The sequence below is a fragment of the Pseudomonas lijiangensis genome (assembly GCF_018968705.1).
GTDB lineage: Bacteria > Pseudomonadota > Gammaproteobacteria > Pseudomonadales > Pseudomonadaceae > Aquipseudomonas > Aquipseudomonas lijiangensis.
On record NZ_CP076668.1, the window covers coordinates 2261226 to 2281718 of the forward strand.

18 protein-coding genes, 1 tRNA gene and 2 pseudogenes are annotated in these 20493 nt (G+C 54.6%); 10 read left to right on the forward strand and 11 right to left on the reverse strand.

The genetic code is table 11. The annotated features are described in order from the left end of the window. Positions 1-91: 91 nt before the first annotated feature. Entirely contained in the window at positions 92-1717 is a 1626-nt protein-coding gene (locus tag KQP88_RS09875) for an NADP-dependent glyceraldehyde-3-phosphate dehydrogenase (protein ID WP_216705531.1), read from the reverse strand. Between the two features lie 161 nt (positions 1718-1878). Between KQP88_RS09875 and KQP88_RS09880 the strand changes: the two genes are divergently transcribed. Further along, positions 1879-1954, forward strand: a tRNA-Asn gene (locus KQP88_RS09880). A 194-nt stretch (positions 1955-2148) separates the two neighbouring features. Continuing rightward, positions 2149-2886: a ParA family protein gene (locus KQP88_RS09885; protein ID WP_253950572.1), complete on the forward strand. Its 738-nt coding sequence runs from the start codon at positions 2149-2151 to the stop codon at positions 2884-2886. A gap of 90 nt (positions 2887-2976) precedes the next feature. Here the strand turns inward: KQP88_RS09885 and KQP88_RS09890 are convergent, their stop codons facing one another. The 8 genes and pseudogenes from KQP88_RS09890 to KQP88_RS09925 all read right to left on the reverse strand — a co-directional run. Further along, positions 2977-4320 carry a DUF1963 domain-containing protein gene (locus KQP88_RS09890; RefSeq protein WP_216705532.1) on the reverse strand — a complete coding sequence of 448 codons (1344 nt, stop codon included), beginning with the start codon at positions 4318-4320 and terminating at the stop codon, positions 2977-2979. A 549-nt stretch (positions 4321-4869) separates the two neighbouring features. Then, entirely contained in the window at positions 4870-5934 is a 1065-nt protein-coding gene (locus KQP88_RS09895; protein ID WP_216705533.1) for a LacI family DNA-binding transcriptional regulator, read from the reverse strand. 121 nt (positions 5935-6055) lie between these two features. Continuing rightward, a complete protein-coding gene (locus tag KQP88_RS09900; RefSeq protein WP_216705534.1) occupies positions 6056-8335 on the reverse strand; it encodes a TonB-dependent receptor family protein in 2280 nt (759 codons plus the stop codon). Between the two features lie 58 nt (positions 8336-8393). After that, positions 8394-8798 carry an ExbD/TolR family protein gene (locus KQP88_RS09905; RefSeq protein WP_200993021.1) on the reverse strand — a complete coding sequence of 135 codons (405 nt, stop codon included), beginning with the start codon at positions 8796-8798 and terminating at the stop codon, positions 8394-8396. Position 8799: 1 nt separating this feature from the next. Then, positions 8800-9501: a MotA/TolQ/ExbB proton channel family protein gene (locus KQP88_RS09910; RefSeq protein WP_200993020.1), complete on the reverse strand. Its 702-nt coding sequence runs from the start codon at positions 9499-9501 to the stop codon at positions 8800-8802. A gap of 8 nt (positions 9502-9509) precedes the next feature. Next, on the reverse strand, positions 9510-10322 hold the full coding sequence (locus KQP88_RS09915) for an energy transducer TonB (RefSeq protein ID WP_322973082.1): 813 nt from the start codon (positions 10320-10322) through the stop codon (positions 9510-9512). Between the two features lie 35 nt (positions 10323-10357). Beyond that, on the reverse strand, positions 10358-11170 hold the full coding sequence (locus tag KQP88_RS09920) for a DUF1868 domain-containing protein (protein ID WP_092194263.1): 813 nt from the start codon (positions 11168-11170) through the stop codon (positions 10358-10360). Positions 11171-11362: 192 nt separating this feature from the next. Continuing rightward, positions 11363-11694, reverse strand: a pseudogene (locus tag KQP88_RS09925) (hybrid sensor histidine kinase/response regulator); the annotation flags it as partial. Between the two features lie 466 nt (positions 11695-12160). On the opposite strand from KQP88_RS09925, the gene KQP88_RS09930 reads away from it, so the two are divergent. From KQP88_RS09930 to KQP88_RS09950, 5 genes and pseudogenes are all read left to right on the forward strand, one after another. Further along, the gene (locus KQP88_RS09930; RefSeq protein ID WP_216705535.1) at positions 12161-13477 is read left to right on the forward strand and encodes an extracellular solute-binding protein; all 1317 of its coding nucleotides are present in this window, start codon (positions 12161-12163) and stop codon (positions 13475-13477) included. Next, the gene (locus KQP88_RS09935) at positions 13474-14367 is read left to right on the forward strand and encodes a carbohydrate ABC transporter permease (protein WP_216705536.1); all 894 of its coding nucleotides are present in this window, start codon (positions 13474-13476) and stop codon (positions 14365-14367) included. Before KQP88_RS09930 ends, KQP88_RS09935 begins: the two co-directional genes overlap by 4 nt. Next, positions 14364-15257, forward strand: a complete 894-nt coding sequence (locus KQP88_RS09940; protein WP_200993016.1) for an ABC transporter permease subunit — start codon at positions 14364-14366, stop codon at positions 15255-15257. The genes KQP88_RS09935 and KQP88_RS09940 overlap by 4 nt, the downstream gene beginning before the upstream one ends. Next, entirely contained in the window at positions 15254-16360 is a 1107-nt protein-coding gene (locus KQP88_RS09945; protein ID WP_216705537.1) for an ABC transporter ATP-binding protein, read from the forward strand. Before KQP88_RS09940 ends, KQP88_RS09945 begins: the two co-directional genes overlap by 4 nt. A gap of 6 nt (positions 16361-16366) precedes the next feature. Beyond that, a pseudogene (locus KQP88_RS09950) lies at positions 16367-16896 on the forward strand (glycerophosphodiester phosphodiesterase family protein); the annotation flags it as partial. 139 nt (positions 16897-17035) lie between these two features. Here the strand turns inward: KQP88_RS09950 and KQP88_RS09955 are convergent. After that, positions 17036-17404, reverse strand: coding sequence for a hypothetical protein (locus tag KQP88_RS09955; RefSeq protein ID WP_200993192.1), 369 nt, complete (start codon positions 17402-17404; stop codon positions 17036-17038). 120 nt (positions 17405-17524) lie between these two features. After that, on the reverse strand, positions 17525-17956 hold the full coding sequence (locus KQP88_RS09960) for a hypothetical protein (protein WP_216705538.1): 432 nt from the start codon (positions 17954-17956) through the stop codon (positions 17525-17527). Positions 17957-18956: 1000 nt separating this feature from the next. Between KQP88_RS09960 and KQP88_RS09965 the strand changes: the two genes are divergently transcribed. The 3 genes from KQP88_RS09965 (at position 18957) to KQP88_RS09975 (ending at position 20436) form a co-directional block, all read left to right on the forward strand. Then, positions 18957-19547 carry a hypothetical protein gene (locus KQP88_RS09965; RefSeq protein ID WP_216705539.1) on the forward strand — a complete coding sequence of 197 codons (591 nt, stop codon included), beginning with the start codon at positions 18957-18959 and terminating at the stop codon, positions 19545-19547. An 11-nt stretch (positions 19548-19558) separates the two neighbouring features. After that, complete coding sequence (locus KQP88_RS09970) at positions 19559-19933, forward strand: histone-like nucleoid-structuring protein, MvaT/MvaU family (RefSeq protein ID WP_200993011.1); 375 nt, start codon at positions 19559-19561, stop codon at positions 19931-19933. A 188-nt stretch (positions 19934-20121) separates the two neighbouring features. Continuing rightward, a complete protein-coding gene (locus KQP88_RS09975; RefSeq protein ID WP_216705540.1) occupies positions 20122-20436 on the forward strand; it encodes a hypothetical protein in 315 nt (104 codons plus the stop codon). Positions 20437-20493 lie beyond the last annotated feature (57 nt).

Sequence of the window (20493 nt, forward strand, 5' to 3'; positions counted from 1 at the left end):
TTTTCGATAATCATTATCAAATGCGATTTATGTCTTTCTGCCACTTATTGTCAGGAGCGCAGCCTTGTTGCTGCGCCCCTGATTCCGGCACCTAGAAGATGTAGTCGGTGGTCAGGAAGCTGGATTCCCGGTTGCGGATGATGTCGCTGATCAGCGTCTTGTTGCTGTCCTGGAATTTGGTCGCCACCAGCGTACGGATCGAAAACACACGCAAGGCATCGTGAACCGACAGAGTACCCTCGGCGGAGTTCTTGCGACCGTTGAAGGGGTACTGGTCAGGACCGCGCTGACACTGAGCGTTGATATTGATCCGGCCGACCTGGTTGGCAAAGGCATCCACCAGTCGACCGACCTGGGTCGAGTCATTGCCGAAGATGCTCAACTGCTGACCGAAGTCGGAGTCAAGCACGTAGTCGATCACGCTCTGCAGGTCCTTGTAGACGACGACCGGCACGACTGGCCCGAACTGCTCTTCGTGGTAGACACGCATGTCCGGCGTTACGGGGTACAGCAGGGCAGGGTAGAAGAACGTCTCGCTGACTTCCGCGCCACCTTCATTGACTACCCGTGCGCCCTTGCCGGTGGCATCGGCGACGAGACCTTGCAGATAGTCGGTCTTGCCCGGCTCTGGCAATGGCGTGAGCGAAACGCCAGGTTCCCAAGGCATACCGGGCTTCAACTGCGCCAGTTTCTGCTGGAATTTCTCCAGAAAACCCTCCACGACATCTTCATGCACGAAGAGGATCTTCAAGGCGGTACAGCGTTGACCGTTGAAAGACAGTGAGCCGGTTACCGACTCGTTGACGGCGTTATCCAGATCCACGTCGGGCAGCACGATACCGGGGTTTTTCGCATCCAGCCCCAGCGCGGCGCGAAGGCGGTGAGGGCGCGGGTGCAGCTTTTTCAGATCGCTGGCAGCCTTGTTGGTGCCGATAAAGGCAAAGACGTCGATCTTGCCGGTCGCCATCAAGGCACTGACCGTTTCCCTGCCGCGTCCGTAGATCACATTGATGACGCCGGCCGGGAAGCTGTCACGGAAGGCCTCAAGCAGCGGACGAATCAGCAGCACGCCAAACTTGGCAGGCTTGAAGACCACGGTATTGCCCATGATCAGCGCCGGAATGAGGGTGGTGAAGGTTTCGTTCAGCGGATAGTTGTAAGGCCCCATGCACAGCGTCACGCCAAGCGGTACGCGACGGATCTGGCCAAGGGTGTCCTGCTCCAGCTCGAAACGGCTGGAACGGCGGTCCAGCTCCTTCAGTGCATTGATAGTGTCGACGATGTAATCGCAGGTGCGATCGAACTCCTTTTCCGAGTCCTTGAGATTCTTGCCGATTTCCCACATCAGCAGATTCACCACCGCCCGACGCTGCTCGCGCATGCGCTTGAGAAACGACTCGACATGCTGAATGCGCTCCACCACACGCATCGTCGGCCAGCGACCCTGACCGCGGTCATAAGCCTGAACCGCAGCATCCAGTGCCGTCATGGCCGTTTCTGCATCCAGCAACGGCGTACTGCCCAGAATCACCGACTCAAGCCCGGTTTCAGTTCTCAGGCAAACCGGACTGCGTACCGGAGCCAACGGCCCTTGCCATGATTGCAGGACACCATTCACCAGATATTCCCGCTGCTCGATGGCCGGGCCTGTACGGTACTGCTCGGGAATGTCGTCAGCGGCAGGGAACAGCGTTTCAAGACGGTTAGCCTGGGTCATCTCGTTCTCCTTTCTGTTATCAGCGTTGCAGGGGCAAGCGAACACACTACGCCACAGCAAACCCACGACGAAACCCTGCGTCTGCAAATGCCTGTTTATGCTCAATATTTTTTCAAGACGATGCTTGACTTACCTATTTTAATGAGTAAGATAGCGCTCATTCCGCGATAGCTCAGTTGGTAGAGCAAGTGACTGTTAATCACTGGGTCCCTGGTTCGAGTCCAGGTCGTGGAGCCAGAATTTAGCGATGTAAATCAAGGTCTTGCGTAGTTTCTGCTGAAAGCGCGAACCAATGACAGCGAATACGTCATTGGGCTTTCAGAAGTGAAACAGTGCAAGACCTTGTTTTTTTACATCTGGAAACAAGGTCGCACTCCCTATTTTGACGATCCGGCGCCGTCTCTTAATCAATCGATTTAGAGGCGTGCATCATGAGAATCGTATCCATCGTTTCAACCAAGGGCGGCCCTGGAAAAACCACGGTCACCGCCAATCTGGGCGCGTTCTGCGCCGATGCCAATCTCCGTACCCTGCTTATTGATCTCGACACTCAGCCTTCGTTGTCGTCGTTCTATCGTCTCGATCATGAGGCTCCCGGCGGCATCTACGAGTTCATCGCTCACAACGAAACACGCTTCGAGCAGATCGTCAGCCGCACCTGCATCCCCAACCTGTCTCTGATCCTCTCCAACGACCCTTTCAACCAGCTTAGCAACCTGTTGTTGCATGCGGCTGATGGGCGTCTGCGACTGAAAAATCTGATGTCGGCGTTTGCCGATGACTTTGATCTGGTACTGATCGACACCCAGGGCGCTCGCTCGGTCATGCTGGAAATGGCTTTGCTGGCTTCAGACATGGCGGTTTCGCCCATCTCCCCCGATATGCTCGCCGCCCGTGAGTTCTATCGGGGCACTCAGCAACTGCTCATTGGCGGCAGTTCCCACTTCTCCGGTCGCCTCAGAGCGCGCAATCCCCCCAGGTTTTTAGCCATCCACCGGTTGGGCGGGAAGGGGGCGCGCCTCTCAGAGGCTCATCGGGCAAGCATTGCATACTCCCCGCTTGAGCCCCCACCGGGCAGCGTTTCTGTGCTTCTATCGACACTGCACATAAAAGGAGCAGGGCGCATGCGGCATAACTTAGAGGCTTTATCTGTTGTCTCGCCGCGTTGATTTCGAACGGGTGTTCCATACACCGGCCAACTGGAAGTTAGCGAAGTTTCAGTCCTTGCTCATACCGTGACAGAAAGCCTGAAGATAGCCTCAATGTGATTCAACCACTGCTGCTACGCGATCAAAGTTCCGGACCGCCAGGTCTTCCTTGGCGATCCAGAAAGTCGCTTGGCCGCAATCCCCGAAATTGAGGTTGATGGCCGGGTCCCAGGCGAGCTGAAGCAGGCATACTGGCTCCCCCTCGATATCAGGCATGGTGCCCTGCAACAGCGGAACATGTCCCAGCAACTGATGAACCCTGGCCCTGGCACAGTGCTTGCGCCCATCGGGATGCTGGCGCAGGCTTTCCTCATAGGGCAAGTGCTCGCCTTCCAGGTCGCGGTATAGCCTCAGTGGGATCAACCCGGCGGCCTCAGGTGAGCCAGCGGCGTACGCGACAGTCGCCAGCAGCCCTTTGCGTAAGACACGGCCCATTATTCGCTCGTGCAACGTGGAGCCTTCATCGCCGATCTGTTCAATGAGCCAGTTTCTGAATGCCTCCCTCGTGGCTTCATCGGGAACATTATCCCAGCCGAGCAGCGCAGCGTGATCCACCCAGCGCAACACATCCTCGTCAGCTACAAACTGCCGTGTTTGCTTGCTTCGCTCATTGCCTACAATGCGCGCCAGGCGATCTATCATGATGCCGACCTGTGGGAAATCCAGTTGATAGCGCAGCGATGCGGACAGCGGCGGCTTCCATTGGAAACCAGCGTCGGCGTCAGGCATTAGGCCTGTCGCAGCCACTGCGGCTCCCAGACTCAGCTCGGACCAGCGCTGCAGGTAGGCCGCGAAGTCTGGCATCGAGCCGTTCTGCGGCGTCGGCAAACTGTCGATGTCTGGCCAGGTTTCCATCCGCCGCGCAACCAGTGGCCATTGAACGTGCAGGCATGGACCACTTTCACCGGGTAGCAGCCAGCCCGGTCCCGTAAAGGGGCTGTGCGTTGCGAGCACGCCTAGAATCGGGCGCAGCTGTTCCGGTGCCTGGCGTTCGGGCTGGTCCTCTGGCACATGTGGCGCATACAGCACCCGGACACGTTCCTGCGGGGCGTCGGTATCCCAGATCTGTTCTTCTTCATTTACAGCAAAAAAGAACAACATCCCCTGTGTTGGCATAGACGATTCGATAAGGGGCAATTCTGCGCAGTCGATCTGAGCAAGAAAATGCATGGGCGTGGACTCGCCATAACTGACACCCAGTGGCCATTCAAAAGCCTGTGGCAATTGCGGCAGGCCGCCGAGCCGACTGCGCACGCGGGGAAATGCGGTGGGTGGATAAATCCGTTGCAGCACGATGCCCGTTTTGCGGTGCTTGTGGAAGTAAGCCTCAAGCTCGGCTTCCGCCTGGTGATCGCGCAGACTGGCGTCGTAAGAGGATTGCGTTTGAATGTCCATTGCCTGAAATCTTCTAGGTTGCAAAGTTGCAAAGCGTCAGAACACCGCTGTGACTCGGCAGTACGCGCTTTGAGGTGTACTGAAAGGAAGACAGTAATCGAGCGGCTGATGCTTTTCGATAGCACAGGTGTGCTATCGAATTGATGACGCTTCGAACACGGCCTCGTCGTGGCCTATGCATTTTTTGATAACGAAGCTGTGCTCGACAACAGTCAGGCCTGCATTGCCGCGTTGCAGATCCTGGCTGATACATGAGAAGAAGGATACGTGCCAAGCGATCCATGCCATGGACTGTCGAAACCCTGCCGAAATTTGATTTAAATTATAAATTTGAGTCTGTACATTTATTTGGAATACCAGCTGGAATACCGCGGTCACAGTCAGTTCGCAACGATCCGTATTCCAATCTCGCATTAGCTCGATGACTATTCTCAATGGTAGCGGGCTCAGTGATCTACCAGGCGCTGTGATACGTCTGCCGGTGTTGCCCTGCTTGGGAAGGCGGGCGGCAATTCTGCATCAGCGGCAACAGCCTGAGTGCCAAAGGGATCAGGTAAGTTTACGTCGCGTGCTGTCTCTGACCACGAGATTAGTTGAGAAGATGACAGGGGGCAGCTCATCGAGCGCTGACCCTTCAAGCTTTTTAAGTAAAAGATGTATGGCGGTTGTCGCCATATCAAATAGCGGGGAGTCAACACTGGTCAAGGTAGGAATGCTGAATTCATCATATTGCATGTTGTCGAAGCCAACGACACAAACATCGTCGGGAACTTTCAGTCCAGCATCGTACAACCCCTTCAGGGCGCCTAGCGCCATTCGATCGCTGGCAAAAATCATTGCATCGGGGCGTCGATCAAGTGCACAGAGGTATTGGGCCACTTGCATTCCACTGGCCATTGACCAGTCACCTGCAATCTTCCAGCCATTGTCCAACGATAAATTATACTTTTTTAACCCTTCGAGATAACCAAGGTAGCGCTCTTCGATATCCTGATTGGTGTGCCCATTTCGTTCCCCGGCGATAAATGCGATATGACGGCAACCACCGCTGTAAAGATGATCAACTATCTGTGCTGTAGCGATTCGGTTGGCTTGAGCAACATAAGTAAAGTCTGGATCCATCGTCCCGAACAGAATGATGGGGACATCATGTTTTCTGAGTGCTGACAATACGGGGTTATCAGGCTGTTCGGTGACTGCAATGACACCGACGATACTCCCGGAACGGTAGAGCCCCAGGATTTCTTCGAGGGCCGGTGCCTGGAGGGCTGAGGGCTTGCGTTGCAGGAGTGAATAACCCACCTGGTCTGCAGCTAATCCCAGCGACTGTACAACGTTGCTCCAGTAGGTGTCTTGATTCTGTCCGGAGCGGTTGTCATAGGGGCTGCGCTCGCCGAAAAAGATACAGGCCACCGTTTTTGTCGGAATGTTGCGCAGCGAGCGCGCCGCCACACTGGGTACGAAGTTCAGTTCACGAATCACACCCTGGACCTTGGCGAGGGTCTTCTTTGCAACTTTTTCAGGGTGGTTGATGACCAGGGAAACTGTCTGAAAACTAACCCCGGCGGCATCGGCGACATCCCGAATGGTGATTCTTTTTACTTCACTTCGCATAACTCTCCGTACACGCCCCATGCCGCGAGCGTGAGTTCAACAGCCCAGCCAGTAGAGGCCTTGGCGGCGATTCTGGCTGGAACCTGTTTTCTGTGCAATAAGCGCCTGCACGCAGACTACCTCATAGGCGTGTACTCAATGTGACGAAGGCGCTACGCGGCGAGCCGACCTTTAAAATTTGCAGGTTGCCTGACGGGTCACTTGCTGCGCTGGAGTCGGTGTTTATGGTCGAGATGTAACGACGGTCAAACAGATTGACGAGATTGAGCGACAGCGTTGTCTCCTTCAAATCCCCGAACTTGCCGAAGTCGTAGCCCATGCTGGCGTTGGTCACCCAGTATGCATCGACGCTCGAGTCGTTCGTGTAGGTGTAATAGCGCTTGTCCATGTAGTTGGTTTGCACCCCGGCGTTCCAGCGATCCCATTGCCAATCAAGGCTGCTGGAAAGCATCCAGCGGGGGGCGTCGATGACATCTTTGCCCTTGACCGCAACCTGAGCGCCGTTACTGGTGTAATTGTCTTCATAAACACTGCGGTTATAGGTCATGGTGTTGGACCAGCGCCAATGGGGATCTGGAGTCAGCGTCAGTGCCAATTCCAGGCCACGGCTGCTGACCGATCCCACGTTGGCCACGCCGTTCTGGCAAATCACAATCCCGGTACAGTTAGCGATGGCCAGTAAACGGTTATCGAAGCGTGTTCCGTAAAGCGCTGCCGAAGCTGCATAAAGCGGGGTGCTGTGGCGCATCCCCAACTCAACGGTTTTTGAAGTTTCCGGTTTCAGGTCCTTGAAGCCGTTAAGTGCATCCAGTGTGGTCTGGCTGGTGAACAGCGGGCTTGAGGTGCCACTGGGAAACGCCGCCATATTCTCTGCGTAGGATGCGAAAACTTCGTTTTGCTCGTCAATTTTGTAAGTGGCGCCGATCTGCGGAAGAAAGTTGTTACGGGCTTCGAGTGAACCGCTGGCTGAGGTGCCCGAGCCTTTGGCTGTTGAGGTGGTAACGACGTGTTTGGCACCGTATTCAAGCTTGAGGCGGTTATCCAGCAGCGTCCAGGTATCACGAATATAGAACTGGCGAGTGAGGTCGTTGTAATCCTGGGCCTGGATCGTTGCCGCCCGGGGCAAACCGCTGACCTCGACAATGCCGCTTTGCGGCGCTGTACCGGTTGTATCGAACAGGTAACGATCTGCGGAATTCTTGTTGGACTGTACCCACATGCCAGCCTGGAACACGTGGTCTGCGACGTAGTAGGACAATGAGCTTTGAAAACCCGTGCGGTCAATGCCGTAAAAGGTGCTGCGAATCGAGTTGCTTGGGACTGTAGTCGACCCGTTGTTGAAGACGAACGGATAATAGGAGTTGCCGGCCCCCGAGTTGTGATGATGATAAACGGTGGTATCAAGTACCAGAGCATCACTCAAGGCGAACGTGCCACTGAGAACGTCGAGTTCGTCGTTACGGATGTTGCTTGAGTTATATACAGCATCGCTGACGCTGTTTACGCCGCCGCTGAATATTCCATTGGCAGCGTTCACTGCGCGTTGCCAGTCGGGTGAATAGTTGGTCCAGTTGTAGCCGAGTCGGTCGATCTGGCTTCGTGAAAGCGATGGAATTGTCGATTCTTTGTATTCCGATTGGCTGTGAAAGAAGCTCAAGTGGTTATCGCCAAAATCATAAGTGACTTTGGCGTTCAAGGCGTGCGAGCGTTGTGGGCTGTCGCCTTTCCAGGTCTGGGCATCGTAGTTCTCGGCTGCAACGTAGGCGGCGAGCCCTTGGTACTGACCTGTATCGGCTCGCAAAAAGGTACGGGTGGTGTCGTAACTGCCAAAGGTTTGCGACAGACGGAGGCCTGGGGTCTGATCCGGATTGGCGCTTTTGAACTGCAGAGTTCCGCCCAGATCGCTGGTCGAAGAGGTACCTAACGCTCCCGTACCTTCGGCCACTTCAGTACTGACGATGTTTTCCGGAATGATTGCGCGGTTAATCGTCAGGCCATTGAAGTTACCGAAACTCATGTCCCCCAGCGTCACACCATCCAGCGTGTAACCAAGATGATGCATGTCGAAGCCACGCAGGCTGATACGCTGGCTGCCCAACTCCCGGCCCAGCGGGTCGCTCGACTGGAAGTTGACACCTGGCAAGCGCTGCAGGACTTTCATGGGGTTGCTCCCAGGCGCATAGGCCTTCGTGTCCTGCTCTGTAACTCGTTGAACCTGTCGCGTTTCTCCTTGGCCCATGACTGAGACCGTCCCCAGCGTTATTGATGTCGCACCAGTGTCCTGCTGCACATCGGCCTCTTCGGCTTTTGCCTGGCCAAGGGGAAGCAGAGGCAGGGTCAGGGCGATTTTCAGGCAAGCGGCGGTTAGCCGTTGCCAATTGAGCATCGGTTTGAAGTTCATGTAACTCATGTCCTTTCAGGCAGCAGGGCGCGATGAAATGCAGGCGTGGATGTTGGAGTTAGGGTGTTTCTGTAATCACGGATAACTGAGTGATACCCGCATTGCGAACTTCAGCAAGAACTTGCGCAACTTTTCCATATTCAGCGCTGCGGTCCGCTCGTAATGTAATTGCCGTATCAGGTTCCTGTTGATGCAGGGTTTGTAATGCGGCAGGTAGTTGGTCTATCGACAGGACATTGGTGTCCAGAAACACTTGACCCTTCGCGTCCACACTGACGGCAACTGAGTGTTGTTGTGTTGCCTCCCCGGTGGCTGCAGTTTCAGGCAGGTTCAAGGCGATGGCATTGGTCAGCAAAGGGGCGGTTACTATAAATGCCACCAGCAAGACGAGCATGACGTCCACCAGCGGCGTGATGTTGATGTCACTGATGACATCGTCACTTTGATTGCTTGAAAATGCCATTTCACATGACCCCGCTCAATACGCTGTTTTCTTTGCTGCGCGGTACGGCGGTCGGACGTTGCACTTGAAATGCATGGACCTGGGACAGGTTGAGGAACTCGACCGCAAACTTATCCAGATCGGCAACCAGCAGTTTCACCCGGCGCATGAAGAAGTTGTAAGCAAGTACGGCGGGAACCGCGACGGCGATACCCACGCCGGTGGCAATCAGTGCTTCACCGATAGGGCCGGCGACGACCGCGATACTCGCGGACTTGGCCGTGCTGATTGCGCTCAGCGCATGGATGATGCCAAACACAGTGCCGAACAAGCCGATAAAAGGTGCGGTGCTGCCAATGCTAGCCAACCAACCCAGGCCACTTTCCATTGCTCGTCGTTCATCGACGATCAGCTGATGCAGATTACGCTCCAGCAAGTCTTGGCGATTCCAGGGGTGGCCCAGCTCCGTAATGCCTTGTCGGGTGGTCAGCACTTGCGCGCCAGTTGCCCCCAGTCGCGCTGCGGCACTTCCGTTCTGCGCCACGTCTAGAGCCGCTTCAAGGCTTTCTGCGGTTTTGAAAGCATTTATGTATTCTCGACTCTTGCGACTTTGTCGCCACTGGTTCAGGCCTTTGAGCAGGAGCAGTGCCCACGTGACGATAGAAAAAAATAACAGGATTCCCAGAGACACCTGAGCGATGAGCGTTGCGTAGGCGTTATTCATAAGTAACCTCAGTTTGAGAGTTTGAAGGAGAGAGGAACGTTGACCCAGCCATCCGTGGCGACTTCTCCACGCTTGGCGGGCATAAATGTCCACTGGTTGACGGCTTTGATAGCGGCCTGGTCCAGGCTGTCGAATCCGCTCGAAGTGAATACCTGAACCTCCTCCGGGCGACCGTCCGCCCGGACGTGTACCCTCAGCACCACCACGCCTTGCTGGCGTAAGCGGGCAGCAACGGGCGGATACGTCGGTGGCGGGTTGTTCAGGTAACCCGCGCGTCCGTAGGGGCCCACCAGCGCCGGTTCAGTGGCGGAGGCGGGAGGCTTGCCCGGGACCGTCTGTGGTGGTTGCGCCGACTCTTTAACGGGTTGCTCGGTCGGTTGTGCGGGGGACGGCGTTTTGTTCGCTATCGCGATTTTTTTCGGTGCTTGCGTGGGTGCCGGTTTAGGTTTTGGTTTTTGAGGTGCAGGCGTTTCAACGGGCTTTGGACTCTGGGGGGCAGGGGTAGCTGCCGCAGGTTCTGTTGGCGCGGATGAGCTCATTGGGGGCGCGACGGGAGGTGCTACCCATTGCATCACCACGGGCGCGGGTGGTGGGGTGGTTGGAATGTCGGCGGGGCTTTGTATCATGAGCCAAGCCACCAACCCGTGGACACCGATCGCCAGAAACAGACACAACAGAGTGTCCCTGCCCAGGTGTCCAGGCATGGAAATCGCGGGCAGTTTGATTGAACAGCCTGTGGCCCGAACGGCAATCGCGTTAGGCATCAGAGGCTCTAGATAATAATCCGGGCTTGGGCGCCGACGTACGCTAAACGATGACATGGACAGGCTCGCTGTAAAGGCTTGGGTAGACGCTGTCAAAGCGTTACAGGACGCTGGCCGATGGCGAACTTGTCGTCAAAAGCCAACATATCGTTAAAGGTACAAAAGCGAGGGCTCTCCAACGTCAGAACACTTAATGTTTTCTTCAGATAAGCCCTGCAACTTTGTTGAACGAGCTCGTAGTCTTGGATTTGTTGAGCGTTCATCCACTTCACGAGATAGCCCAGCGTGATGTGAAATCCATAATCATCATGATGGGGTGAGCGAATCCCCAGGCAGTTGGCTAACCGATCTCGCACATCATTAAGTTTTTGAGTCTCGTGGCTATTGGCAGGGACCAACCGCACTGTTGCACCGCTGTCCTTGTAAACATTGAAGTCATCGATGTGCATCTGTATCTGGAAATTCTCTTCAATAAAGAAATTCTTCAACCGCGCAGTGAAATATTGTGTGCAGGCTTGGATGGGCGCATTGCTGGGGACTTCACTTGGCCAGAACGGTGCCTTGCGTTTTTCGTCAATAACACCTTCAAAGACAGTCATGTGATAGCTGGAAGGCGGCAGCAGGCTCAAGCATTGACTGAACTCGTAATTGGCCAAGGTATTCCTGACGACGGTGAGCGCCTCGTTCAGAGGTGTGCGCAACGGTATCTGACTGATAATGGTGTTGCCGGCGAACGGTCGCGCTGTACCGTCTTCATAGAATTTACGATTAACGTCGTAAGGTTTTTCGCTGTCGTCCTCGGTGGGGAGAGGAAGGGTAGACGCCGGCGAAGAGGCAAACGCGACGCTGGCTGTCATGACGCATGATTGCAGCAAGAAGGCGCGGCGCGTGTTGACGTTCATCATGAGATTAATTCCATTCATGCTGGGTTGCCAGAGCTTGAAAATCAGTGATCGTGGAAATTAGAACGTTCTAATTTTCAGCCAACCTAGCGCGTTTTTATGACGAAGAAATGACATTCATGACGATTTGAGCGGGACTTTTGAACCTTCGCGGACTGAGTCCTGGTTCTGGCAGGTCCAAGCGGCAATCCGGTATCAGTTCAATGCAGGCGTCCCACACACGACGTCTTGCATCTGATCCATTTTGAAACTCAGCAGTAATGAGCGAAGTTCTGCAGGACGCTCGGGCTTGGGCAGAATCGGGATATCCGGATCGTTGAGGGATTGTTGTACGTATTGCAACTCATGGCCGGTAATCACAATTGAGGGTATCCGACGGCCTTGCAGTTCGCGCAGATAGCAATACTGTCGGCACCGGTCGCGGCGCGATCAAGATCAAAGTCGGTGACGACAAGGTCGTAATCAACCCGAGTCTTGGGAATTGCTGAAGCTGTCTGCACATCGCAGCCCAATTTTCGCAGCAGCACTCACGCCGATCCTTGTATAGAACCGTACGATGGTTGCTCCACGTTCAGCGGCCGGTCCATTGGTGCTCGTACAATCTGCTCGTGAACTTTGAAAAATCATGGTTCCCTGCGTATCGCAAAGGCATGGGCATTCAACGAGACAAAACAGGATCAGTAAAATATAGTCATAATTAATACATCTATCGTGTATTAGTATCCTCACCATTTGAAACGAACCCGCGTGGCGACTCTAGGTTCGTACTCTTTCGATGGTGAGCTGATTCCATGTCAACCATGATATTGCCCCGCCGCCTACCGCCGCATGAGCGCTGCCTTTGGCCTGAGCCGCCTGCTGCCATGCTTCCTGCTAAGCCATCGTCGCTGTTTGTAACGCACCACAGCGGCGTCCCAATTCAGGTGGCAATTGCCCACCAAGCACCAGAGCCTGGGGGTCGAACAGACCTGCCAAGTCATTGACCAGGCTCTCATGCCTTTCATCCATAAAATATTACCCATGCTGGCGCTGCTGTCACTTGCCACCCATACCCTGGCTGCATCAGCAGAGTTCTGGTATAGCCACGGCGGCGCGCCGGGTAGCGCCATCGTCGACCTGTGCAAAAGCTTCAATGCCAAACGTGATGAAGGTGATCGCCTCCACTGCATCCGTCAAGGAACCTACGAGCAGACCCTGCAGAAAACCGTGGCGGCTTATCGGGCCGGCTTAGGCCCAACGCTGGTGGAGATTTACGACGTCGCCACACCCGACATGTTGCTCGGTGGCGCCACCAAGGCTGTCGAGACCGTCATGGCTGATCACCAGAGGGCCTATTCCAGCGACACTTTCCTGCCCGCATTGCGACGCTATTACGCGGACAGTCACGGCGTTCTGGCGGCCCAGCCGTTCGCCGTCTCGACTGCCGTCCTTTACACCCATCGAAACGCTTTGGCCGCCGCAGGTATCAACGAGCCGCCCGCCACTTGGGAGGCGTTTGCGACTGCATTGCGTGGGTTGAAGAACAGCGGCCATACCTGCCCCCTCGCTACTGATTTTGCACCCTGGATCTGGCTGGAACAGACCAGTGCGGCACAAGGCACGGATGTTGCTCTGCGTATTGACGTGGCTGATCGTTACCAGTTCGACAAAGGCACGCACTTGCGCCTAATGAATGAACTTGCGCAATGGACCGCTCAAGGACTGGTTCGCTACGAGGATTCGACCCGCAGCGGTCAGCAGACGCTGGCATTCGCCAGCGATGAGTGCGCGATGCTGCTGGACTCGACCGGGGCATGGAATGTCATGCACGGTTCGCTCGAATCCGACATCGACGTCACACCGCTGCCGATCTACGCCAACTCCATTCGCAAGGCCAATGTCCCCGGTGGCTCTTCGCTGTGGGTGATGCGTGGGCATTCAGAGCAAGAGTATCGGTTAATTTCCGAATTCCTGACGTTCTTGCTGCTACCGGAAAACCAACGGGTGTTTAGCGCAAGGACCGGCTACCTGCCGGTCACTCAGGCAACAGCTGCGACATTACTATCCAGTGAACAGAAGCCGTCAGCGGTGACGGCAGGTTTGACTGCGCTCAATGAAGCAGAAAAGCCACCTTCCACGCCCTTGCGGTCTGGCTTCATCACACAGATGCGCCTGATCTGGTCGCAAGAGATGGAAAACGCACTGGCAGGCCGACAAAGCGTTGATAGCGCGCTGCGCCAGTCAACACTGCGCGCCAACGAACTGCTGAGCCTGTTTCAACAAATGCACCAGGCTCAGGCCAACGACCCGACTCACGAGGCTACGCCATGAAATCCGGCGCGCATTTTCCACAACCGCGTCTGGCGCTGCTGTTTGCCCTGCCGCAACTGTTGGCGCTCGGGCTGTTTTTTTATTGGCCTGCAGTCAAGGCACTCTGGTGGTCGTTTCATCTGGTACCGCCCTTCGGAGGTGAGAATATTTTTGTCGGCTTGAGCAATTACTGGCGCGTTTTGAAAGACCCCGGCGTCCTCGCATCGCTGGGCTCGACGGTGGTCTTCAGTCTCTCGAGCGTGGTGCTTTCGATTCTCATTGCGCTGGTGTTGGCCTTATGCCTGGAGCTGAAATTGCGCGGCACCGCTATTTTTCGCAATCTACTGATCTGGCCATACGCGGTATCGGGCGCCACCATCGGTATCGTCTTTCATGTGTTGGCCAATCCGGTGATGGGTATTTTTGGTTGGCTCAACGCCATTGCACCGGATACCTGGGAACCCTATGCCAACCCGGTGCAGAGCATGCTGTTGTTGATCGTGGCCTATGCATGGTGCCTGGTACCGTTCAATTTTGTGATGCTGGTCGCGAGCCTGAAATCGGTGCCGGACGACTACCTCGCCGCCGCAGCGCTGGACGGTGCCAGCCCATTGCGGCGCATGCTCGATATCCAGTTGCCCCTTATTGCGCCGTATCTATTGTTCGTGTTCGTTATCGACCTGCTGGAAAGCCTGTCCAACAGTTTCGCACTGGTGCATACCCTGACCCAGGGTGGGCCGGGCGATACCACCAACGTGCTGGCCTACAAAATTTATACCGACGGTTTCATGGGGCTGGACCTGGCAGGCTCATCCACACTTTCGGTCCTCATGCTGCTGGCGTTCGTAGTGTTGAGCGTTGCCCAGTTCAAGCTCATGTCTCATCTGAAGCGCCGCGGGGCCAAAGCATGATCGAGCACAACCGACTGCTCAACGCAGGCGCCTACCTGTTACTGACTCTGGGCCTGGTGTTCGCATTGGGGCCTTTGTATATGGCCGTTTGCTCAGCAACGGTCAGCAATTCGCAGCTGTTCACTCAAGGTCTGGCAGTGGTCCCCGGGGACCAACTGCTGGTGAATCTGCAGCAAGTGACAGCGCGCCTGGACTTGCTGCGTTTGCTGGGCAACAGCCTGCTGGTCGCGACATTGGTGGTGATCGGCAAGCTGACGCTGTCGGCGTTGACCGCTTTTGCGGTCGTGTATTTTCGCAGCCGTTATACCTCAGTGATTTTCTTCGCTGTTTTAGGTGCGTTATTGCTGCCGCTGGAAGTGCGCATCATCCCGACCTACGCCGTGGCCAGCGATCTTCTCGGCCCTTTTCGCAGCGTACTGCAATGGCTGGGAATCCAGTGGTTGCCGATACCGACGATCAACTTGCTGGACAGCTACCCCGGCCTTGCCCTGCCACTTATTGCCTCCGCGACCGGTACGTTTCTGTTCCGACAGTTTTACCAGACACTGCCTGCAGAACTGGCCGAAGCTGCACGAATGGATGGCGCCGGGCCGTGGCGATTCTTTGTGGATATTTTGTTGCCTCTGTCGAAGACTAACTTTGCGGCACTTGGCACTCTGGTGTTCATCGGGGCCTGGAAAGACTATCTGTGGCCATTGGTTGCGACCAATCGTGAGGATATGCGCACGCTGGTGCTGGGCGTCGCCAGCTTCCTGCCGACGGATGCCACTCAAATCCCCGAATGGAACCTGCTGATGGCCGCTGCCGTGGTCAGCATGCTGCCCCCTATCCTCGTCATTGCTTTCATGCAGCGATGGTTCGTCAAGGGCCTGATTGGAGTCGGTAAATGACCGCGCTCACCCCTATTGCATGCGCTCCGGATATCGCCCTCAAAGGTCTGCACAAAGCCTATGGTGCCGAGCCTGTTTTTCAAGGGCTCGACCTGTCCTTCAAGGCCGGCGAATTGAGCGTCATTCTCGGCCCGTCCGGCTGCGGCAAGTCCACCTTGCTGCGTTTGGTTGCGGGCCTGGAAAGTGTTAACCAGGGCCAAGTTGTTATGGGAGGCCTTGACGTTACCCGGCTGCCGCCCAAGGAGCGCCGCTGCGCCATGGTGTTCCAGAATTACGCGCTCTATCCACACATGAGCGTGTCCGAAAACATAGGCTATGCGCTCAAGCTGGGGGGCGTCTCACGCAAGGAACGAGAACAGCGCATTCAAGCCTGTGCTATCTCGCTGGGGCTGGAGGGCCTGCTACAACGCAAGCCCGCTGAACTCTCGGGGGGCCAACGCCAGCGAGTGGCAATCGGGCGTGCGCTGATTCGCAAGCCGCCAGTGCTGCTGTTCGATGAGCCTCTGTGCAATCTGGACAGCGCATTGCGTCATGAGATGCGTCTGTTAATCCGGCATCTGCATCAGCAGACCGGTGCCACGATCTTGTACGTCACCCACGATCAGACCGAAGCCATGACGCTCGCTGACCAAGTGATGATTCTCAACAAAGGCAGCGTCGAACAGGTGGGTACGCCTGCCGAGATCTACGATCAACCGTCCAGCACATTTGTCGCCGGTTTCATCGGTACCCCTCCCATGAATCTGCTGCCCGTACACTGCCTGGAGGACAACTCCCTGATACTCGCGGACGGCCAACGCCTGCCTTTCAAGCTCGGCGTTGCCACCAGTCATGTGGGCAAATGGTTGATAGGGCTGCGGCCTGAAGCCTTCACTCTGGGTCAGCAAGGTGTCACGGCAACTGTGGAGTCCTCGGAAAGTCCGGGCAGCCATAGCCTGCTGTATTGCCAACTCGCGGGAACCCGCTGCGTTGTAAGTCTAGCCGGACGCCAGCACCTGATACCTGGTACCCAGATTCAACTGGCAATCAACGCCACCCCGTTGTTGTTCGATATCCAGAGTGGTCAACGTCAGTTCGTCTCTTTTTCTCAACCCGCCAAGTGACCGTCTATGCCCATACAATCTCGCTTCGTCCGCTCGCCGCTGATCGTTCACCGCGGCGCCAAGGCCTATGTGCAGGAAAACACTCTTTTAACCCTCGAAACAGCTGCTGAATGCGGCGTCCAGTAGGTTTAAATAGATGTGAAACTGACTTGCGACGCGCAGCCATTGTCATTTATGACGACCTGCTGGACCAAACTAGCAACGGAAGCAGCGCTGTGGTCCTGCGTGATCTGGATGTCATTCGCACACTCGACGCGGGCAGTTGGCTCGCACCTGAATTCGCAGTTCTGCAGATCCCGACTTTCGAGGAGATCGTGGCCTGCGCCTTGCGCCTGAACCTGGGGCTACAGGTCGAACTCAAGCCCACCATTGGCGACGACATCGAGACAGCGGGAGTCGTCATGCCAATCCTCAAGCGACTATGGCCAGCCGATAACCACAAGCTGTTTGTATCCAGCTTTTCAGTGGGTTCACTCACCGCCGCACGCCGGTTACGGACCTACGTACCATTGGCCATTGCCTCAGTAGTCGCACCTGTGTTAATAGGTGCTGTTGGTAGCAGCAATACTCTGAAGAAGACATGAAGTTTAAAAAAGGTCGTTCTTGGCTCATGTTCAATCTAAAAATCTAAATAGAACATGAAGCAAAAAACTAAGCTTGAAAAGTCGATGTCAGCTAAAGCATAGTTTGTCGGCTGTTGTGCCAATATAGATAGGCGAGCCCCACGGGAGCGATGAAGATTGCGAAGGACCAGCACATCGACATCGTTATCACTTTTGCTGCCAGCATAAATGCCGCATTTACAAAAAATATATTCCCGCCCATTATAAATCCAACCACGCGTTCGTAGAGAAAGCGCGAATAGGGGTAAAGCAACGTATTGAAAAAAAGCAAGGCAATCATACCAGGATTGGCTGACATTCCTTTAGTTGAGCTCGACAGTACCCAAAGGATTCCCGCGGTAATCAGCGCCCCAAATATGAGCTGCCGAGTATAGTAACTAGGGGTAAGGCCACCAAATGTTTTAGAGAAGAAAGATTGCATATAATCCTCTGGGTATGGGTGAGCAGGGAGGGGACACCGGGCTTTGCAACGTCGCGGTGGAAATAATCGAAACTGCCAGCAGGGCGTTTGCGCGGGTTCGCCAGTGAGCAAGTGTATTCATCACAGCGCCTCCGACCATTCTTTGTGGATTGCTGCGATGCGTGCTGCGTAAGCTACATAGAGGCAGACGGCATCCTTGCACGTGCGGGCCAAGGCATCACGCCACTTTTTCTGCTGTGCGCCCATGGGGTCCAGCGCCTTGCCGGTCTCACCATCGACTCCCTTGGTTTCTGCCCTCACGTCGTCGACCAGATTCAGCATTTTGGTTTCCTGAGCTCGCAGGCTGGCACTGGAACAGGCGATATCTTCGAGCGTGGTCAACTTTGCACTTTCATCGTCGCAGCGCTCGGCAAACCCAAAATCGGAATAGCCGGGCGGAATATCGTCGGCTCCAGCATTCGCGTGCAGGGTAAAGGCAAGGAGAAGGGCGCTTGTAACGCACAGACCAATCCTTTTTTTCATCTGTCTGCCTATTTCTATATTGATCGACACAATAGAGTGCCTTTCGACGAATTAGAAATACTACACCTGTACTATTGGAAAACCTTTGGCTTTGGGAAATGAAGTCGGTGGCAGCCTGTTCATTGTTGCTCCGGCAACGACTGCCTTCACCGTCGATCAGAGTCGACCTGGTAACCTTCGCCTGTTCGCACTTGATTCCCAGGCTTGTCAGCAATGGATCAAGGCTCTGGATTTTTTGCTCTCGGAAGCATCCGATTCTACAGCGTCTGGCGCGGGCTGAAGGCGATAGTGGGCAAACGGTACCTCAACATAACCTTCCGGGATATCATCTTTGCTCAGCGGAACAGGTGTTAGCGGCAGCTTGCCGAAGTCTGCCAGTAACAGGCGCAAGTTGGCGGTGCTGTCATTGCTGGGGCTAAGAAAAGGAAAGTTGCTGCAAACGCTGAATTGATGAGTGTTGACCGGCTAGGTCGTTGCGCAGGAGTCATCATCACTTGCCTGAGCCTGGAAAGCAGTGATCGCACTTACAGCAAGAGTCAGAATAGTCAGCAAGCGTTGGTGCATAAAACATTCTTAAGATAACTAACAGATCGCGATGCGCATGATGAGCATTGATAAAATGTTATACCCAGGGCGTACACGAACAAATAGCACATATGTGCTATTGAAAACGGTCCGGCATGAATGAATTAATTGCCGTCGTTGGTTACACATTTTCGAAGTCGACCACTAAACGCGACTTGCGACAGGCGAGAACGATCAGAATCCATGAAGGGGCTGTCCATGGAGTTGCCACTTGCGCTTAACGTTAGAAAAGTCTTTCGAAGTGCAGCCCTGCACGGGGCAGGGATCGCCATTGGAATTGTCATCGTCCTGATGTGGGACTCGGTGCGATCCAGGATTGTGTCAAGACATCAGCCGAAATTGAATATTTGATATGTGCCGATTCCCGTCTGCTCACTGCTGACTCCGTGACAGTATTGATGCACGGACAGGTGAGCCATACATACGGCAGGCGCAGAGCAATATTGTGCTGAAAGCTATCCAGGATCGTACCCGGCAATTGGGTCGGATTTCAGATCAGGCATCGCCGAAACCTGAGCTGGTTAAGCGAGCTATTGATCAAAGTAAGTTTGATGCAGGATTTACAGGCGGGCGTTACGCGGGAAGTAACGTCTCCTGCGAGTTTGTGCCGCAAGCGGATGCCTATGCTTACGGATGTTTCGGGACTCGCTTTCATCAGAATAAGAACCGCGTCTGCAGTCTTTCTCAGGACCGGGCTAGCGGGGACCTGTATCAGACCCTTGCTCTGGCAGATATTGTTGACCGGAAGCCGAAGCTGATTTTGACGTGCAAGCCCGGTATCAAGGATTGCGCTGAAGGCAGTTCTGGCTGGAATGCCTGGTCCGATATTCCGGATGCAGACACGCAACGTATTTTTGAGCAAATCGATGTCGGCGAGGTGGTCATCCGATATTTTCTGCTGATAAATGCCGTTTGTATAAAAACCAGTAGAGAAGCTGGTCTGGATAACATCGCTACCTGGCGCAACATTGAATGCTTTTCCGCGAGCGAACAGGACACTTCGGTTCGCCCGCCCATTCCAACCTCCAATACGTGATGGAGTTATACATGTCCAAGCTTGCAGAGTTTCGTTTGCTGGAAAGAAAATTGGCCGAGCAGCTCAAAGAGCTGGAAGCGCTGAAAAGCGATGAAGGGCTGAAGAAAGAGATCGAATTCGAAACCAGATTGCGCAACCTGTTGGCTGATTACGGTTTCAGCCTGAAAAATGTGGTGGCGGTGCTTGATCCCCACGCTGCCGCTCCCCTATTGACGAATGACAATCCCGTCACTGCGCGTAAAACCCGTAAAGCTCGAGTGATCAAGGTATTCAAGAATCCTGAAACCGGGGAGGTTGTTGAAACGAAAGGGGGCAATCATCGCACCCTTAAAGAGTGGAAAGCCAAATATGGTGCAGACGTTGTGGACTCCTGGCTCGCCCATTGAGTTGAATAAGTAAGCACCCGATAGCGCGCCGGGAGGTGACCGTATAGGTTTTTATACATACCTCCCGGATTTTTCTTCGACGCGTCTTAATTTTTATCTCCTGGGATAGCACATGTGTACTATTTTTTAACGAACTGGCAGCGGGTATCGTTTGGTCTTTATCGCAACCGGTCTGGAGACGAAACAGCATGTTCAAAAAAATCGCATTATCGCTTTTTATCTTTTCAAGTCTGGCTGGCTGCAATATCATCGCCAGCAAAACCAATGTGCTGGATGACGAAAAGGTCAAATCGATTGGCGCTGGTGCGTTGGGTTACTCGCCAGAAGACTTGACTCTCGTCAATCGTCGTACCGATGGAACTAACACCTACGCCAATTTTAAAACAAACGATAAAAAAGAATTCGTTTGCATCATTAACGGTGGCAACATTCTGACCCTGGGCATGACCAACCCGCCTTCATGCTCTAAAAAGGGTGAGCCCACTAAGCAAACGACCTACTAATTTCAAAAGCCGCCTCGCCAAAGCGACTGTTCAGAGAAAAGCGGTAGCAGAACTTCA

What these genes read in the sequence shown, in the direction of transcription:
- KQP88_RS09945 (WP_216705537.1), top strand. Translation starts at nt 15,254, where the DNA reads ATGACCGCGCTCACCCCTATTGCATGCGCTCCGGATATCGCCCTCAAA.
- KQP88_RS09900 (WP_216705534.1), bottom strand. Translation starts at nt 8,335, where the DNA reads ATGAACTTCAAACCGATGCTCAATTGGCAACGGCTAACCGCCGCTTGC.
- KQP88_RS09885 (WP_253950572.1), top strand. Translation starts at nt 2,149, where the DNA reads ATGAGAATCGTATCCATCGTTTCAACCAAGGGCGGCCCTGGAAAAACC.
- KQP88_RS09915 (WP_322973082.1), bottom strand. Translation starts at nt 10,322, where the DNA reads ATGTCATCGTTTAGCGTACGTCGGCGCCCAAGCCCGGATTATTATCTA.
- KQP88_RS09975 (WP_216705540.1), top strand. Translation starts at nt 20,122, where the DNA reads ATGTTCAAAAAAATCGCATTATCGCTTTTTATCTTTTCAAGTCTGGCT.
- KQP88_RS09910 (WP_200993020.1), bottom strand. Translation starts at nt 9,501, where the DNA reads ATGAATAACGCCTACGCAACGCTCATCGCTCAGGTGTCTCTGGGAATC.
- KQP88_RS09895 (WP_216705533.1), bottom strand. Translation starts at nt 5,934, where the DNA reads ATGCGAAGTGAAGTAAAAAGAATCACCATTCGGGATGTCGCCGATGCC.
- KQP88_RS09955 (WP_200993192.1), bottom strand. Translation starts at nt 17,404, where the DNA reads ATGCAATCTTTCTTCTCTAAAACATTTGGTGGCCTTACCCCTAGTTAC.
- KQP88_RS09970 (WP_200993011.1), top strand. Translation starts at nt 19,559, where the DNA reads ATGTCCAAGCTTGCAGAGTTTCGTTTGCTGGAAAGAAAATTGGCCGAG.
- KQP88_RS09920 (WP_092194263.1), bottom strand. Translation starts at nt 11,170, where the DNA reads ATGATGAACGTCAACACGCGCCGCGCCTTCTTGCTGCAATCATGCGTC.
- KQP88_RS09935 (WP_216705536.1), top strand. Translation starts at nt 13,474, where the DNA reads ATGAAATCCGGCGCGCATTTTCCACAACCGCGTCTGGCGCTGCTGTTT.
- KQP88_RS09930 (WP_216705535.1), top strand. Translation starts at nt 12,161, where the DNA reads ATGCCTTTCATCCATAAAATATTACCCATGCTGGCGCTGCTGTCACTT.
- KQP88_RS09940 (WP_200993016.1), top strand. Translation starts at nt 14,364, where the DNA reads ATGATCGAGCACAACCGACTGCTCAACGCAGGCGCCTACCTGTTACTG.
- KQP88_RS09905 (WP_200993021.1), bottom strand. Translation starts at nt 8,798, where the DNA reads ATGGCATTTTCAAGCAATCAAAGTGACGATGTCATCAGTGACATCAAC.
- KQP88_RS09890 (WP_216705532.1), bottom strand. Translation starts at nt 4,320, where the DNA reads ATGGACATTCAAACGCAATCCTCTTACGACGCCAGTCTGCGCGATCAC.
- KQP88_RS09875 (WP_216705531.1), bottom strand. Translation starts at nt 1,717, where the DNA reads ATGACCCAGGCTAACCGTCTTGAAACGCTGTTCCCTGCCGCTGACGAC.